Source organism: Opitutales bacterium (genome assembly GCA_013215165.1).
Classification (GTDB): Bacteria; Verrucomicrobiota; Verrucomicrobiia; order Opitutales; family JABSRG01; genus JABSRG01.
Genome location: JABSRG010000024.1, coordinates 27,517 through 45,318, shown reverse-complemented (window position 1 = coordinate 45,318; position 17,802 = coordinate 27,517). Strand labels below are relative to the sequence as shown.

At 53.2% G+C, this 17,802-nt stretch carries 7 protein-coding genes and 1 pseudogene; 5 read left to right on the top strand and 3 right to left on the bottom strand.

The features are described 5' to 3' along the window. Positions 1 to 323 precede the first annotated feature (323 nt). The 3 genes from gcvPB to HRU10_06955 form a co-directional block, all read right to left on the bottom strand. On the bottom strand, positions 324 to 3,293 hold the full coding sequence (gene gcvPB / locus HRU10_06965) for an aminomethyl-transferring glycine dehydrogenase subunit GcvPB (GenBank protein NRA26972.1): 2,970 nt from the start codon (positions 3,291 to 3,293) through the stop codon (positions 324 to 326). Positions 3,294 to 3,472: 179 nt separating this feature from the next. Continuing rightward, positions 3,473 to 6,139, bottom strand: a complete 2,667-nt coding sequence (locus HRU10_06960; protein ID NRA26971.1) for an Hsp70 family protein — start codon at positions 6,137 to 6,139, stop codon at positions 3,473 to 3,475. Positions 6,140 to 6,280: 141 nt separating this feature from the next. After that, on the bottom strand, positions 6,281 to 7,606 hold the full coding sequence (locus tag HRU10_06955; GenBank protein ID NRA26970.1) for a hypothetical protein: 1,326 nt from the start codon (positions 7,604 to 7,606) through the stop codon (positions 6,281 to 6,283). An 84-nt stretch (positions 7,607 to 7,690) separates the two neighbouring features. Here HRU10_06955 and HRU10_06950 point away from each other — a divergent pair, with 84 nt between their 5' ends. From HRU10_06950 to HRU10_06930, 5 genes and pseudogenes are all read left to right on the top strand, one after another. Further along, entirely contained in the window at positions 7,691 to 8,914 is a 1,224-nt protein-coding gene (locus HRU10_06950; protein ID NRA26969.1) for an FAD-dependent oxidoreductase, read from the top strand. Between the two features lie 353 nt (positions 8,915 to 9,267). Then, positions 9,268 to 10,587 carry a DEAD/DEAH box helicase gene (locus tag HRU10_06945; GenBank protein ID NRA26968.1) on the top strand — a complete coding sequence of 440 codons (1,320 nt, stop codon included), beginning with the start codon at positions 9,268 to 9,270 and terminating at the stop codon, positions 10,585 to 10,587. Between the two features lie 94 nt (positions 10,588 to 10,681). Next, positions 10,682 to 11,638 (top strand): annotated as a pseudogene (locus HRU10_06940) (haloacid dehalogenase-like hydrolase). A 73-nt stretch (positions 11,639 to 11,711) separates the two neighbouring features. After that, positions 11,712 to 15,707 carry a S8 family serine peptidase gene (locus HRU10_06935; GenBank protein NRA26967.1) on the top strand — a complete coding sequence of 1,332 codons (3,996 nt, stop codon included), beginning with the start codon at positions 11,712 to 11,714 and terminating at the stop codon, positions 15,705 to 15,707. A gap of 59 nt (positions 15,708 to 15,766) precedes the next feature. Continuing rightward, the gene (locus HRU10_06930; protein ID NRA26966.1) at positions 15,767 to 17,701 is read left to right on the top strand and encodes a hypothetical protein; all 1,935 of its coding nucleotides are present in this window, start codon (positions 15,767 to 15,769) and stop codon (positions 17,699 to 17,701) included. Positions 17,702 to 17,802 lie beyond the last annotated feature (101 nt).

The window sequence follows — 17,802 nt, the reverse complement described above, 5'->3', positions numbered from 1 at the left end:
CGGTTCTGATTATCTTCACACGCCACCATGCTTAACAAATCTTTTTGGCATGATTGACGCATACCATCACAGATGGGGACAGATATCTTGGAATAGGGCTTTTAGTGCTGATGTATGTTTATTAGACAATCAGACATTTCGAGCGCTATGGGAAATTCTGATGCTGGGACTGTGTCTGCCAGAACTGAGGAATTATTCCAAATTCCGGATTGGGATGAGATCACCAAATTCCCGGACCTTATCTGTGTAAATCCGTGGAATCTGTGGTTAAAAAATATGAACTACAGATAACTCAGATTTGCAGAGATGTTTTTGTTAAGAGCTCACACGCAGGTTGGTTTGGCTGCTGCGTTTTTGATTCTTTCTTTGAGTGTCTCGATAGACTGGTCGAACAGACGTTCGGTGTCTGGCTGTAACTCTGGGATGGGGGGTAGGCCCTCCTTTAGGTTGCGGCTCATGACGACGTTACGGTTCGCGGCGACTTCGTCGACACGGCGGGTAGGCATGAGCCACGGGGCTCCAGCGAGTAGAGCAGGAGCTTCGAGGTATAAATCACGCACTGTTTTGACAGCTTGGGCGAGGCGTTCTAGCTCGGCCAAGGTATAACTTTCAGTCGGTTCAAACATAAGGCCCAAGGGTTCTGGGAAGGCGACGGTCGGTGCGTGGTATCCGAGATCTAGAAGCAATTTTCCAAAGCCCATGATGGCCTGGCCACGGGCGATGCCGGCGGCTTCCAGTTTTTGAAAATCCTCTTCAGGTAAGGTGATGATGAATTCATGCATCCGTGGCACGTCTTCAGTCCCTTCGGGAAGGAACGGGAACGTATCACTGAGCAAGCGTTTGAGGGTGCGCGCGGCGAGAACAGCATTGGCCGACATCGCGGGCACGCCGTCGGATCCCAATCTAAGCAGGTAAGTGTAGGCGCGGACCTTATGCGCAAAATTTCCCCAATGCCGGTGCACGCTGCCGATGCTGTGCTCTGCGGGTGTGGGCGTGAAACTGCCGTCTGCGTTCTTGTTTATTTGAACACCAGGCAGGTAGGGCGCGAGGCGCTCAGACACACCGACAAAGGCATCGCCCGGGCCACCGCCGCCGTGTGGGATCGACCAAGTCTTGTGCGTGTTGTTATGCACGGCATCGACACCCAGTTTACTCAGATCGAGCCAGCCCGCGATCGCGTTCATATTAGCTCCGTCCATGTAAACAAGGCCACCAACAGCGTGCACGGCATCCGCCATTTTTCTGAAATTCTTCTCTAGGACGCCACCCGTGTTCGGGTTGGTCACCATGATGCCGGCTATGTGGGGGCCATGTTGGTCAAGGATCTCCTGTAGCTGACCCATGTCGACGCAGCCTGTGGAATCTGCATTGAGCAGAGCGATGCCACTGGGGCGATCCTTGAGCTTTTTGTCTGGATAGCCCGCTACGATTGCCGTTGCGAAGTTGGTGCCATGTGCTGATTTGGGGATGATGATTATATCCCGTTCTGTTGCGCTGTGATCGCGGTGGTAAGCTTGGAATAGTTTGAGTCCAACGAGCTCACCCTGAGCTCCGGCTACGGGCTGGGTCGTGACGCCTGCTAATCCCGTGATTTTCCGAAACCATTCTTGCGTTTCCCAAAGTACCTCCAGGCAACCCTGCGCGTCCTCGAGAGGGACTTGAGGATGGAGTTCGGTGAATCCCGGAAGAGAAGCCGCTAACTCATTGAGATAGGGGTTATACTTCATGGTGCAGGAGCCCAAGGGGTAGCAGGCTTCTTCGGGTGCCATATTGAGTCTGTCGAAGGAACTATAAAGGTCTTTGACAGCCTCTGGGGTCATTTCCGGAAGCTCCACCGCGTCGCTGCGCATAAGATGAGCAGGAATCCCTGGCGTTGGCAGAGGATCTCCCTGGGCTGGAGCAAACACCTTTTCGAAATGGCTGATCAAACGTGTGCAATCCGTCTCGTCGTGGATGTCGGATAGGCTGATTTTTAGGTAAATCGCAGCGGGTTCAGCATTCGGGATGCGCTCGGTGATCACGACCCCCGGTATGAGGCCGTCTTGTTGTAACACTAACTCTGACAGCTTGCTTATTTTGACGGTAAATTCGTTGAAGAATGGTGTCTCTGGGAAAGCGAGGTCCACGCCGTCGAGTCCAGAAAGCTGTTGAGCAATCATCTGAGCCTGAGCTCGGGCTTGAGTGACGTCGTTTTGCCATCCGTTCTCACCGCGCTCTAGCATCGCCGCTCCGGCCAAGGTTGCGAGGAATGCTTGATTGGAACAAATATTCGATGTCGCCTTGTCTCTGCGGATGTGTTGTTCGCGCGTCGACAGAACCATGACATGACAGTCTTTCCCGTCGACATCCTTACCTTCGCCTACGAACCGACCGGGCGTTTGACGAATGTGTGATTTTTGCTGGTCGTTGAAACGCACGCCAAAAAGGCCCAAGCCTGGGCCGCCAAAGTTGGGGCCTATGGCGAGGTGCTGTGCTTCGCCGACGATAATATCTGCACCTTTCTCTCCAAAATTAACGGGAGCTTTGAGGCCGCCGGTGGCGAGCAGCATGGGGTCGATGATAGCGATAGCGAGCAGTTGGTTGGTATGAGCCCAGTTGGTGAGCGCATCGACTTCCTCAAGATTTCCGAAGGTATTGATCTGAGGAAATACGAGAGCTGCTGTGGCCTCGATGCCTAGGGTATCAAGTGTTGCGATGTCGATTCTGCCGGTCTGGGCGTCCACCGGCACCCAGCCTATTTCGATATCTGTGTCGCGTGCGAGGGTTTCGATGACTGCACGATCACCAGGGTAAATCGCTTCGGAGATCCACACCTTCGAAGTCTTTCTTTTCAACCTGAGGGCGCAGCAGATGCCTTCAAATATTGCGGTGGATCTTTCATAGAGAGACGCGTTGACCGCTTCGAATCCAGTTATCTGTGACAACAGGCATTGGTAAATCCATTGGGTCAGCAGGGTGCCCTGGCTGCGTTCCGGTTGATAGGGTGTGTAAGCCGTGGCGAGTCTGCGTAGTCCTGATACATGAGACACGACACTCTGAGTTTTCCAAACCGGTAAGCCGTCCCCTAAAAAGTGGAGGCGTGTCCGGTTTTTTCCGGCAATTTCCTTTAATCTTAATAAGGTGCCTTCTAGATCGGCTCCTTTGGGTAAATCCATGGACTCAAGGCGCTCCTTGGTGGGTATCGCCATGAGCTCGGCGAGGTCGTTAAAACCCAATTCCTTGAGGCAAATGGATTGTTCATCGGGATTCAGTCCCAGGTAGTGAGGAAAGGCTTCGCGCTGGATCTCTGGCATGTCGATTTGAACTATTATGAAAGTCGTAAACGCATGCAGAGGTATTGCCAGTCTCTAAGCGATAAACTAATTCACAAATTCTTACCCTAAAAGCTGAGTGTAGTCCCAGCTTCACGGTTGCTTATCGTATTGAGAATATCTGCCATTTTTCACGGCCACGATGCCGCGAACATAAACGTCTAAATCAGTCTCAAACCTACCGGCAGAGCTTCACCGAATTGTTGTTGAATTTCCGTGCGCCGGATGGGTGCAAATTCTCTCAAGGGCTCCAGAGCTGAAGCTGCTAGACCCATTCTTTGCGCCTGCTCAATCAAGCGATCGCGGTCGGGTTTAGGAAGATCTATCGCGGGATCTTTGGTGATGCGCGCTGCATTGATCAAGAGCTGTTCGAGGAAAGACTTCGGGAGAGTGGAGGCTCGTGAAAGGATCTCATTGATGTAACCCAAAGTGGCTCGTGCCGGCATGACGCATTCGGATCCGGCGTGGAAGGGATGACGTGCCAGGAGGCGTTGCAGGCACCACAGATAGGCTTCTGCGTTCCAAGGCTTGGGTTCAGCGATTTGTCCGATCAAGAATTCAGCGACTCGGGTTTTTTGGTCGATCTCGATACGTTCAAGTGACACGAGCAACTTAACCGCTTCCAAGCCGCGCTTTGTTCCAGCGAGGGCCTGCTTTACATGAATATCATATAAATTGCACTGCAACGTTTTGTTAAGTCCGGCTGCCGCGCGGCGCCAGCAGATGAGGGATTGCTCTTGGACTGCCTTCGATTCCGAATGAGCAAAGCCTATTTCAAGGAGCGTTTCGAGTTGCTCCATACGGAAGTCATCGAGTGGCGAGCCAAAACCTGGACGGATGCAATAGCCCAGAGCAATCCACCAGCCGGTCTCATAGGCTTCGCTATGTGAACGTCGCGATACGTGGTCGATTAGGGTATCAAAGCCTATCCGCAGGAGTGGGATGGGCCATTCCTTGCGTTTTTGGCCTGTCACTTTTTCAAGTGTCTTGAGAATAGAGGCGTCAAACCAGCTATCTAGCGTAGTCGTGTAAGCTTGTAAGCGGTCATCGTCAATTGGCTCTACATTGAAGTCGGCGAGCTGGTTTTCAGATTTTAAAGCGCGGCGTAGATCGAATGTGAGCGCCCACGGGCCATCGGGTCGATTTTTCTTCCCAACCTCACAACAGGCGATTTGCACCAGGCCAAGTTCATTGATCATGGCTTCGAGTGTGACTTCAACGTTTTGTTTTGATCTGCCGAGTGTGGCTTTGTCGTCCTTATGAATCCGTGTCTGCAAAGGAGGAAGCGGGGAGAAATCATTTGGCCGCCATCGTACGATCTGTCCCTGACGAATTTGATCGCTATCAGGACCCGTAAAAGGACGAAACTCGACCGGTCGATTCACGGTGAGGGCAAAGGTAGGTTTTTTGATTTGGATGCTCTCTGCTGTCATCGCACCCTTAGGTAGGACGCAGAGGAGGTGGCGTTCGTGAGCCTTTTTGTTGGCTTCAATCTCCAGTAAGATGGGACGCGGATTGCCGGAACGAATGAGCGTCTGGGTAGAGGCCAGAAGGCGTTGACCATAATGAGCGGCTCCACGCGACACAGCATGGAATACCCCCATCGATTCTAAGTGGCTTATGGGGTGGTCTGGCTGCCAGCTTTGGACGACCCCGAGGATGCGTTGCTGAACAGAGCGCGAGTACACTGTTCCTCCATTAAAGAGCACGGCATCGATTTGCCTGTTTTGGACAAATTGAGCCAGGTGCCGTGTAATCGCTGGATCTTTGGCATAGGGTAGCCCGATTTCTGATAAACCAGATTCCCCCTTTGCGGGACTAGTATCTGCGTCGCAGTTCGGAATGAATCCGTCGAATATCAACTTTTCGAGCTGGGCATAACCGATCTCCACACTCTGCGTGTTGGCGATGAGGCTGGAGCCTGTTCCTGAAACCGCCATGCGGTAAGTCGATGGAACGGTAGCTGAGTCTGAAAGAAAGCTTTCCTTTATGCGTCTCGCTTCGGCGATCCATTGAACCGATTCAGGCCCACTGAGTCCGTCTGTTCGGGCTAGGTGTGTAATGGCTAGGTCAATGTTGTCCCCGCCCAAGAGGATGTGATCACTGACCGCGATACGCTCAATGTCTGGCATTCCAAGATCACTCGGCTCGATACGGAACAGGCTAAAGTCGGTGGTGCCGCCGCCCACATCGCAAACGAGGACGGTGGTAGGGCTGTTGAATTGTCTATCCGGGTGTGCTGCGATCCATGAAAGGAAGGCGGCTTGGGGTTCTTCGAGGAGCCGAGTGGTTTCCGGGAAGCCGGCTTTACGGATAGCCTCCAGGGTGAGGCGTTGTGCGACTTGATCGAAGCTCGCTGGCACCGTGACTGTGACCTGTTGCTGTGAGAAGGGTGCGCGTCCCGATTGATCCCAGGCAGCTCTAAGGTGGGAGAGATAGCGCGCACTAGCTGCGACTGGCGAGAGCTTTTGACTGTTCGCCAATTCGTTTGAACCCCAGGGCAAAATCGGTGCTTCGCGATCCACTCCTGAATGACAGAGCCATGATTTCGCGGAGTGGATGACACGAGTCGGTGTGTCGGCCATAGCAGTGCGGCCCCCTTCTCCAATCAGCCATCCGGTTTCTTTAAGTCTTGGATACAAATTGCCCTCATCCTCAGTCAATGCATAGGCGAAAGAGGGGAGTATCGTGCCGTCAATAGAACGTTCTAAGGTTTGGTATTGAGGGATGGAAAAATCCGTTGCAGGGGCCTGGTTCTCCTGTGCCTGGCAAAATGCAAGGGCACAATTACTCGTCCCCAAATCAATCCCTATCGCGTATTGAGCCATTTAAATTCTGAGTCGTGATCGTTGTCGTTTTCATGATCGGCTATCCCGGACTTTGACAACGACTAAGAATCTGCTGTGAGTCAAACAACCAGCCATGCGCCAACTCAGCGACACGACGCTATTGAGGCCGAAGGGCAACAGCTATTTCACGCCGATCGCTTCAAGCTCGATAACCGCAGTTCCTGGGATACTGATGACCGGGAAGGCGGTGCGAATCGGCTTCTCGGGGTTGACCGATGGGGCATTGAAGAAGCGTTTGTAAGCGGTGTTCCAATCGTTGAAGTCGGTACGAAATCCGTTTTCAATCTGTAGATAAGCACGAAGTTGGACGATGTTTTCGAAACTCACCCCGGCATTCATCATGCGTTCTTCGAGGGTGAGTAGAGCGTTCACTGCCTGGCTGTGGATGTGATCGCGGGTTTGATCGATCACTCCGGCAAACCATACCATACTGGCGTCGCGGGCGATGGCTGCTGAGCGATTAAGGAAGCTCGTCTCTGAGCCTTCGCGACGGTGGAGATAGCTGAGTGAATCGTCCCCTGCAAAGGTGTGTGACGCACTGTCTGGGAAGACGGCATAAAACTCGATTTCTACGATGCGGCCTGTGGAATTGAAACCTGGAGCTGCAAATTCAGCCGTGGGCGGGGAATCGCGAAAATTTGAAGCCCAGTAGGCGTCGAATGCTTCTTGGTAGCCTGCGAAATCAACCGGGACAGGCTCGGTAACATCTTCGATAACTTCAGGTGAGAGCAGGGAGCGCACATAGACGACATCTTGAGGGGTGAGGCCCCAGTGGCGTAATGCCGCTTCGAGTTTTTTGAGCGCGCTGGTGGTCTGCTGAGCCATGTCGCCGAAGGCACGCGGCTCATCGCTCACAGGATCTGCAAGGATGCCGGATGTGAGCACCATTGAGGAAAACGGAGCGGTCATGGAGACGGGTTGATGCTCGGTTTCGAGTGTTAAGGCCTTTGGGTTCGCATTAAAGGGCACGCCCTCCACACCGCTCTGCGCGGGAACGGCGGCAACCGCTTCGATGGCAATAACGGCTTCGGGGTCAGCTAACTCATAGACACCGAATGTCGTCCTTGTCGGGGGAAGTGTATTGTCGCCAAAGGCATCGTTGAATGCCGCATTCCACTCGGCCATCGCTGTGGCGTTTTCTTCTAAATCGGTCGAGAGCACTTTTAGGTATCCGCGAACATTGATGACGGCATCCATTCCGATGCCGGTTTTGTCGAAATCATCTTTCATCTGTGCGAGAGCATCTCGGGCTTGTGCTTCACGGCCCGTTCCCGATCCCGTGTAGGTGCCAGTAAATACTTTTGATAGAGTCGGTGGGACCGTTGCTGACGAGCTATACGGAGCTCCAGGGAGCGGTTCTATATCAGCAAACTGCGCCCAACTGATCGACGCGGTTAATGAGAGAACTAGGATCGTGGAGAGGATGCTTTCAAATTTGGGCATCATTGCCCCTAGCAATATGTGTGCACTCGATCGGCATTTTCGGTGAATCCGAGCAGGGTGGGCATTCCTGCTGCTCAGCGGAAAACAATGCCCACCACGAATGCTTCTAATATCGATTTTCCCATTCCTGGCCTGAGTCGCCGGAGTTTTGTTACCAAGTCCAGCCTTGGCCTCCTTGGCTTGATGGCTTCCAGGGGGCTTGCTGCCAATCCTGCGGCTCAGGAGATTGTCTACCGCGATTTTCCAAAGCACCTCAAACTGGCTCCTACGCTTGCCGGGCCGGGGCGCATTATAAAAGAGACAGTCGGCTTGCGCCCTTTTCGGACTGAGGGTCCCAACATGTCGGTTGAGGCATTGGGTAACAAGCGGCTGGTGCACCATTATGGGCATGGTGGGAGCGGCTGGTCGTTGAGCTGGGGAACGGCAGACGAAGCTGTTACCAAGGCGACCGAGACGGGAGCGCAATCGTATGCGGTCATTGGTTGTGGCGTGATCGGCATGACCACCGCGACCGTTCTCCAGCGTGCGGGTAAGCAGGTCACCATTTACACGAAAGATCGGCAGCCCAATGTCACATCCAGTATGGCAACGGGTGTTTGGTCGCCCGATTCGCGGATTTGTTTAGAGTCATCAGGAACGCCGAAATTTGAGAAATGGTGGACCGATTCAGCCACCAAGTCCTTCAGGAGTTTTCAGGATTGTATCGGATTACCGAATAAGCCCGTAGAATGGGTGCACAGCTTTTCACTATCGGATATTCCCTGGGAAGAACGTAAGGCCAAGCGGGAGGCAGAGGCGGCAAAGGAAGGGCCTAGATTTGCCCATTTCGATCGGCTACCGACAGTTCCGGGAACCTGGAATGTGACTGAAGGAACGTCTCCCTTTGCTGAGAAATTCGTCAAGCAAGGCACGCGGATGATCTATAATATCCCCATTTACACGGCCATGCTGATGGAGGAATTCTACCGAGCCGGAGGTAAGTTGAAAATCCAATCCTTTGACTCTCCGGATGAGTTCAAGGCGCTGCCCGAACGAGTGATTGTAAACTGCACTGGCTTGGGCAGCCAGCAGCTCTTCGGCGATGATAAGCTCGTCCCGGTGCGCGGACAGTTGACCTTCCTTGTTCCCCAGTCCGAAGTGCGCTACAACGTGAACGTAGACGGGGGTTACACAATCTGTCGACAAGATGGCATCGTGATCGGATCGAGTAATAATGGGCGCTACGGTTCCACGGACTTGACTCCAGATCGCCAGCAAAGCTTGGACGCCATCGCTGCGATAGCACGCACGATGTCCCGCATGAAAGTGTAGGTTGGGCTCCGATCCCGTGCTAAGGGTATTGGCGATAGCCATTGCCTGGCTTGAGCTTTGATCCGGAAGACGGCAATCGCTTTCGCGATCACCCTACAAAACATAAGTGTGTTCTGCACTTTTGGTCACACCCCGTCACGAAAGCGCATCTGAGTTTGCGCTTGCTTTGTGAATAAGTGTTGGGCATTACACTTTTTGCTTCGCAAGGTGCCTCGAGGATCCGAGAGATCGATTGGGTAGGTGCCTCCTGATTTTGTCCTATTCGATGAGTGATAGATTCGGGTGCTTACCAATTCACACTCATCGACAACTCAAGCGGCCAGTTGCCTTCCTTTTCAGGTCGCCCCTCATACATGGACACACCTTCCTTTAATCGACTGGGCCTCGCCCAGCCGCTCCTCGACGCTTTGGCCGAAAAAAGCTATTCAGAACCGTCGCCTATCCAGGCTGCAGCGATCCCGATCCTGCTCGAAGGCCGCGATTTGCTAGCTTGTGCGCAAACGGGCACAGGAAAGACAGCGAGTTTCGCTTTACCAGCACTCAATGCGACTTCTCGTATTGGCAAAAAACCCCGTCCCGGAGAGATCCGGACTCTCATCTTGACCCCCACACGCGAGCTTGCAGTGCAAGTTGCTGATAGCTTCAAAGGCTACGGGTCAAAAATGCCTTTCCGTGTCGGACTGGTTCACGGCGGGGTGTCTCAGCATCCGCAAGTCCGTGCCCTCAAGCGCGGAGTCGATGTCCTGGTCGCGACTCCGGGTCGTTTATTAGACCTCGATGAACAAGGCCACGTCGATTATTCTAAGATCAATATGTTTGTGCTCGATGAAGCAGATCGGATGCTCGATATGGGCTTCGTTGAGGATATCCGTCAGATCGCGCAACACATTCCTGAGGAAAGACAGACCGTCATGTTTTCGGCGACGATGGCCCCCGCGATTACTAAGCTGGCTGGCACGCTTCTACGCGATCCAGAGGGAATCCGGATCGCTCCGGATTTGACGACAGCAGAGCGTGTAGAACAGCAGCTTTTCTACGTGAAGCCGAACGACCGCACGAGTTTGTTACTATCCTTGCTCGATGAGCGTGAGGATGACGATGGCTTATCAATCATTTTCAGCAAAACGCGTCACCATGCGGAAAAGCTGGGAAAATTCCTCTACCGCGAAGGCTACGAAGCGGACTCGATTCACGGCGGTAAATCTCAGAACGCGCGCCAGCGCATTCTCAATCGCTTCAAGGATGGAAAGACGCGTATTTTAATCGCGACCGACGTCGCTGCCCGCGGTATTGATGTGAAGAATATCAAGCTGGTTATTAACTTCGATTTACCGATGGAGGCCGAGAACTACGTCCACCGTATCGGTCGCACAGCGCGGGCCGGTGACTCGGGACTAGCCCTCAGTTTCTGTGGCGGTAATGATGGTGGCCTGCTCAAAGACATCCACAAATTCATCAAGAGTGATATACCGGTGAACGAAGAGCATGAATACCACTGCGGGGAGACGGCAGATAAAGTCGGCCGCTTTCTGCAGCGCGGGAAGGGTGGCTCAGGATCTGGAGGCAGAGGTCGTCGGGGTCCGCGTAACCGTGGACGCCGGCCGGAGGGAGGCTATCAGAAAAAACGGAGTTTTCGTCGCAACAAGGCGCGTAGTAGCCACCGGAGTTCTTAGAGCGCTTCACTCAATCTTACCCATCAACGGCCTAATCGTACCATTTACGTTAGGCCGTTGATTTTTGTAATTTCGGGGGCAGATTGGGGCGCACATGGCTCAAGAGACTTTGCACGCCCCGAACATAATCGCCTGCCTGTGGGATTTTGATAAGACGCTCATTCCCGGTTATATGCAGACGCCGGTCTTTCGTCATTTCGATGTCGATGAGCAACAGTTTTGGGACGAGGTGAATGTCTTGCCTGAGCGGTATGAGGAACGGGGCCAGACCGTGTCGCGTGATACGATTTATCTCAATCATCTGCTCAGTTACGTAAAGCACGGTCCTATGAAGGGGCTGACGAATCGGCTCTTGTTCGCCTTGGGCAAAGAACTCGAGTTCTATCCTGGCCTCCCGGATTTCTTTCAAGAGCTCAAAGGAATCGTGAGCAGTCGACCAGAGTTTGTGAAGGCCGACATCCGTCTAGAACACTATGTCATCAGCACCGGTTTGGCACAGATGATTCGTGGAAGTGCCATTGCAGAACATGTGGATGGTATCTTCGGATGTGAATTTATCGAAAACCCCTTGCCGCCTCGATTTTTAAAGCAAGATGAAATGTCTTTGGATGCGTCTGATGAGGTGGCCCAAATTGGGGTAGTGGTCGATAATACGATCAAGACCCGCTACATCTTTGAGATAAACAAGGGGTCGAATAAAAACCCGCGTATCGATGTGAATGCGTCGATGCGTTCTGAAGATCGACGTATTCCGATGGAGCGGATGATCTATACTGCGGATGGACCCTCCGACGTGCCGGTGTTCTCTGTTATTCGTAAGGGGGGTGGACGTGCATTTGCTGTCTATAATCCAGAACATGAGGACGAGTTTGCTCAGAACGATATGCTCCTGTCTACCGGCCGTATCCATGCTTATGGTCCAGCCGACTACCGGAGTAGTAGCCAGACGGGCCGGTGGCTGCGGATGCATGTGAATCAAATTTGCGAGCAAATCGTGATCGATCACGAATACGCCCTCAGCAAACGGGTGCGGAAACCCCCGCGCCATATACACCCGGAGCGCTCGGAAATTGAGGTAGAGGGCGAAACGGAACCGGTCCAATCGGACTTATTTAACGAGAACCATGATTAGACTTTTTTTCTTCCTTGTCGGGCTTTGCGGACTGTCTGCCGTAGCTCAAGAGTTCGAACTCCAGCGCGCGCAGAGTGTGTTGATCCCGAAAGCGGAGACGGGAGCCGATGCATTTCTGGAAAAATTTCCAAACTACGATGGGCGCGGTGTGGTGATCGCCGTGTTCGATACGGGGGTGGACCCGGCAGCGCTTGGCCTGCAGACGACAACCACGGGCGAGCGCAAGATAGTCGATATAATCGACGGCTCGGGTGCGGGTGATGTGGACACCACGCACACTGTGGAATTGAGCGAGCTCGATGTGCCTGGAGAAGTCGAAGGATTGTCGGGACGGACGCTTATTTTGCCCGAAGGTTTCAATCCGGCGAACGGGACCTTTCGCCTTGGCCTCAAAGCGGGGCGTGAGCTGTTTCATACTCAAGTCTGGCGTCGTATCATGGCTGAGCGGGCCCAACACTATGAGCTAGAACTCAATGCGATCCGCGCCGAGCGCAAGGAAGCGCAGCGTCGTGCTGAGGCTGCAGGCGAGCGCGAGATTTTTTCCAAGCACCGAGACGATCTTACATTGGCGGAACAGGACGCGGTCTTACGCGAGGAAATCCTCGAAATCCTCGAAGATGGATATTTAGATAAGGAACTCGGGCCCTATTTTGATTGTTTAGTTTGGCATGACGGAGAGCACTTTCGGGTGATCGTTGATACGGACGAAGACGGGGATCTAGGCGAGGAGACCGTGCTTCGTCCATTTGGGGTCGCCGGGGAGTATGGGCGCTTTGCCGATCCGGTGTCGGCGACCTTCGGGGTGCAAGTGTATGGAGACGGCGATCTCTTGAGTATTGTAACCGTAAGCGGGTCGCACGGCACTCATGTGGCTGCGATTGCGGCAGCTCATTTTCCTGATGAACCGCATCGTAGTGGTGTGGCTCCAGGTGCGCGTATTCTTTCGGTAAAGATGGGTGATATCAGGATAGGCGGCGGGTCGAACCTTTTTGGCGAGATGCGGGCTGTGGCCTCCGCTGCACGGTATGGTGTGGATATTATGAATGCCAGCTGGGGAGGCGCTTCAGTGTTTCAAGATGGTTCGGATCTCAGTGCGCAATTGTATGACCGTTTGGTGCGCGACTACGGTGTCACGGCCTTTGTGTCGGCTGGAAATAACGGTCCTGGGCTTTCAACCTTAGGAAGTCCTGGAGGTGAGGCACGGCGTGTTATTGGTGTGGGCGCTCACGTCAGTCCTGATATGGGCAAATATTTATATGCGCTGAGTCGCGAAAATCCGGAGACAGCTTTTGGCTTCACGAGCCGCGGGCCGGGAAAAAGTGGTGATTTGGGTGTCGATATCTGTGCGCCTGGGGGAGCGACGGCGTCACTGGCGAGTGATAGCATCCGGGGTTCAGAGCTTTATAATGGGACCTCTATGTCTGCACCTTCGGCGAGTGGGGTGGGAGCTTTGTTGATCAGTGCAGCGAAACAAAATGGGGTCAGCATCTCGCCAGAGCGGATCAAAACTGCCCTGATGCGGACGGCGCGTTTGGTAGAGAGCGATCCCTTTGCCGAAGGGGCTGGTATGATTCAGGCCTTGCCTGCCTGGGAGTTTCTCCAGGCCAGACAGGATGAAGCAATCTGGGATGTGTTTTTCGATATCGAGGCGAGCGACGATACGTATATCAGCGGACCGGGGATCTACCTGAGGGAAACGCTCGTGGATGTGGAGCGAGCATTTTCAGTTTCAGTATCGCCTCGGTTGCCTGAGGCGGCCAGCGACACTGAGCGCTATGCTTTTGAAGCTGATGTTGTATTGAAGACTTCAGACCCTTGGATCGAGGCGCCAACTTATTTGCGTTTGGCGGCTGGCGCTGAGCGATTTCGTGTCATTGTGAAACGTGATTGGCTGCCAGAGACCGTTGGAGCCCAACTCGGTTTTGTTCGCGGCTACGCTGCTTCTGATCCCGATGGACCCGCCCTATTTGAAATACCGATCACGGTGATCAGTCCCGAGAGTCTTAGCCATCCCGAAGAGCACACACATCGATTGGAGGAGCCCGTTACCCTGACCGCAGGTGCTTACCATCGAATTTTCCTAGAGACACCCGAAGTCGCAGACCACGTCGCGGTCAAACTCAGACTCCGCGACGATGATACGGACGTGAGCAAGCGGATGGTCGTGAGCATTCAATCCATGGCCGCGGATGTTTCGTTTCGACAAGGCAGCACGCGTCGTTTCCTGACCTTCGAACCCGGGCAAGAGCAAACGGTTGAAACAGATGTGCATCCGGGTGAGGTCGTCGAGGTGGTGGTGCACCAATACTGGTCTACTCCGGGATCAACTGAAGTAGAGATGGAGGTGCTTTTTGATGGAGTGGGCGCGCGTGAGACAAATCTTGTCTTTGAAAAGAACAGGCAATTGATGCCTCTACGGCTGTTGTCCGCGCAGACTGGAGAGATTCATTTCTCTTCGGAACTAAACCGCGGCTTGTTGGCGAGGCTACCGGTAGAGACGCAGATCTTACCCGGTGATGATCGTATGCTCTTTCCAGAAGCACCTCGTATTGAAGAGGAGTATTTACCCTCTATTCTCAGGCAGAAGTTTGAGCTGACTTTGGACGACGATGTTACGGCTTCCCTGGGATTTGGACGCCTGTTTGACGTGTCCGAGCTTTTCGGTGGAGATTTTTATCGGATCTATCACGCCGAGGCGGGCTTGATCATGGCCGGCAGCAGCTGGGGAGATCGATCTTTTGATTTACCAAAGGGAAGCATCACGATCTATCGAGATATCGTTACTTTCGATGCGAGTTTGCTCTCTGGCGAGGAGGACCGTCCACTTCATTTATTGCTGCATCAAGATTTCGGGAGTCTGGCCATTTATCCAGATTTGGTAGCGGCTATGGAGGAGCGTGCATCTTCGAGTATCGATGCTGAATCTGCGCGTTATGAGACGGTTTTGTTAGGCCATTCCGCGAATGAAAAATTGGAAGATCTCAAAGTCATGCCCGATGCGATTATGGGCGAGCTCACTGCGAAAAACACTGACGATTCAGTGCTGTGGCAAGGGACTGTGGTGATCCAGCCCGGTGATGTGTTTGGGGATGTAGCCAATCAAGAAGCAGAGCCCAGTGAGGTAAAGCCTGACGAGGATGCAGTGGAGGCTTTTGAGGATTCGGCATTTGCATCTGCGCTTGCGTTCATCGAAGCGCACCTGGATGCGACCGAAGAAATGGAAATAGCGAAGCGAGATGAGCTGATCGATACATGGAAGTCCGAACGGCCCGAATCACCTAAAGTGTCCCTAGTTGAGGCCAAACTCATTGCTCATCGCCTGGATTTGTTCCCGCAGGATGAGGATGAAGCATTTGCACCTGCTGATGCTGAACAAGAATCGGAAGAGCAAAATGAAGAAAGAGTCACTCCTCCACCTACCGATGATGAGCAGAATGCAGGACGCATTCAGGCTATTGCGCTCTTAGACCGAGCGCGTGAACTGTGTGGGATGGACGAGGTGGCGGCTTTTTTCGGAGCCAAGCCACAGCTCGTCCCCGGTTCTTCTGAGGACGAAGAAATGGCGTTGCTAGAGCAAGAGAGCGAAATGAATGAGCGACGTGAAGCCATTCGCTCGGCTTGGCAGATTCAGCTCGGTCTGGCTGTAGGCGCGGCGGATGAAGTCGCCTTTCGGGCCGTCTACAGTGAGTTAAAACGCTGGGGGGGCGAGGAAGACGATTCGGTCGCGAGTTATCTAAGTAAGTATTACCAGCAGCAGGGATTCACGGGTCTGATGCTTGAAGCGATCAGTGATGAATTGGAGGATGCCCCTTACGATCGTGGTCTTTGGCAGGATCGGATAGATGCTTACGAGAACCTTGGTTGGGAGCGTTTTGCGGTGCGCGATCGCTTTACGTTGAAGCTCAGGGCACAAGAGCCCATCAATTTATATGCTCATTTCTATCATGTATGCTGTTATTTCCTTTGCTTTGGACTAGGGCTTTCATAAACCTCGCGTTATCATCGGCGTTTGTCTAACTCGCGCCTGTTTACTGCTATCTGATTGTCATGGGCGATACACCCGAAAAAAACACTGAAAAGGACCAGTCTTCGGCACTGGACCTCTCGTCATTGAAAGATCTCACCTTTGGTCCAGATTGGGGAAAATCAGGAGGGAAGGGTCAATCGAAGACCTACAGTGATAAGCCAAAAGGTGGTGGCGGCGGTGCACGCAAAGACCGCCGTCCACACAGAGATCGCCGTCCTGAGCGTCCGTCTGGCGGTTCTGGACAAGGAGGGGGTTATGGTGGCCAAGGTCGCGACCGCGATGGCCGTCCGCCACGCCGAGATGGCGGAGGGGACTTTCGAGGGAGAGGTCGTCGGGGTGATAGAGATCGTTCTGGGAAACCTCAGTTTTTTAAGCCTACAGTCGATGTTGCTGTTTATCCAGAAGACGAGCCATTCAAGGTGCTGACGAAGGCGATCCGTAATTCCTACCGCACTTACGAGTTGTTCGATATCGCACGGCTCATACTGGAAAAGCCCGAGCGGTATGTAGTGGTGATCAAGCCGCTGAAAGCGGACGACGGAGAAGCTTGCTTTTATCAGTCTGTTGACGATGGAGCTGTATTCGAAACTGAGGAAGCTGCTTTGGCCCATGCCTTGGATAAGTCGATCGAACAGCAGTTTGAAATCGAGGAGGTTGAGGTCGATCCGCCCAAAGGTAATTTCAGTATAGTCAACCGTTGCATGCTAACGGGCGAGTTGCTGGGACCGCCAAACTACCATCGTTACCAAGATTATTTCAATGACCACCACCGGACACGCATAACAAATATGCCTATGGAGCGGTATGCGGAAAAGATTGAGACGGTGCGCGACGAGGAGGTGATCCAGGAATGGATCGCAAAGGTGTCTAAGGCCGAGAAGTTTACGCTCAAAGTCTCTGATCTTCCTGAAGGCGAAGAAGCGCCTTCGTTTTTCGGTCGTGAAGAAGCCCGGCGCTATCTTTTGACCAATAAGCGTGGTGACCTGGTGAAGAAAGTTACCTCGGCTCGTATCTCCGGTGCTCGGCTCCTGGGGCAGCCTAAAGGTGATATCCTTTCTTCGATAGACTCGGTTTTAGACTATCAACGGAAGTTTCCGTTAGATACCGCTAATCACCTGCGAGCCCGTTTGAGGCGCCTCAAGTTCAATATCTACAAAAAAGGATCGAAGGGCGTTTCATATGTGTGTGTGGTGAAGCGTAAATTCCGAGATCCTTCTACGCAACTTGGAGAAAGTGCTCAACGGTTGATCGAGTTTATCGAAGCGAATCCAGAGATTGTAGCTGCGGATCTTCCTGAAAAATTCCTCGGTTTTAGTATTCCAAGTGCTCTTGAGCCTGCTACTGAAACGAAAACTGAGCCACCAGTCGAAGATGGTCAGTCGACACCCGATGATGCGAGCGAAGAGACATCGGAGACCTCCACAAAAGAAGTGGAGGTTGCTCCCGTGCCCGCCCCCGCCCCTGGTGTGTTACTGACCGATGAACAACAAGATGCCGTACGGACTCTGAAGCGAGATTTACGCTGGTTGGTGGTTGAGGGCTTTGTGACGGAGTATAGCAGCGGAAGTCTATTTGCGCCTGCCCCCATGGCTCAACCTCAGCCCAAGTCTCCAAAAAAGGAACCTGCGTCAGATGAAGGAGAAGCAGAAAAAGTAACTCCTGTAGTGGAAGAAGGAGCCGAGGATTCCGACAGCGAAGCGGCTCCTAAAGTCTCTGTGGAACCTAATGACGCAATGGAGGCGAAGCCAGAGGAACCCGCTCCCGTGGCAGAAGTTGAGCCGACTCCGGTCGCTGAGTCTTCGGTTTCAGAGGATATCCCGGAAACGGGCTCCGTGGACGCTCCCATTGATAGTGAGCCTGTTGTGGAACTGCCTGAATCGCCGGTTGATGAATCTACGGAAGCGCGTGAAGAAGAGGATAAGGATACTCCGCCTAAACCGCAGCCGGAAGTTTAGGCTCATCCATAATTGTTGATACCTTATTTTTCGGAAGGTTCTCGATCGATCCAATCAGGAGCGCATTGGCCGGAGCGTCCGCCAAAAGATTCGCGTTCATT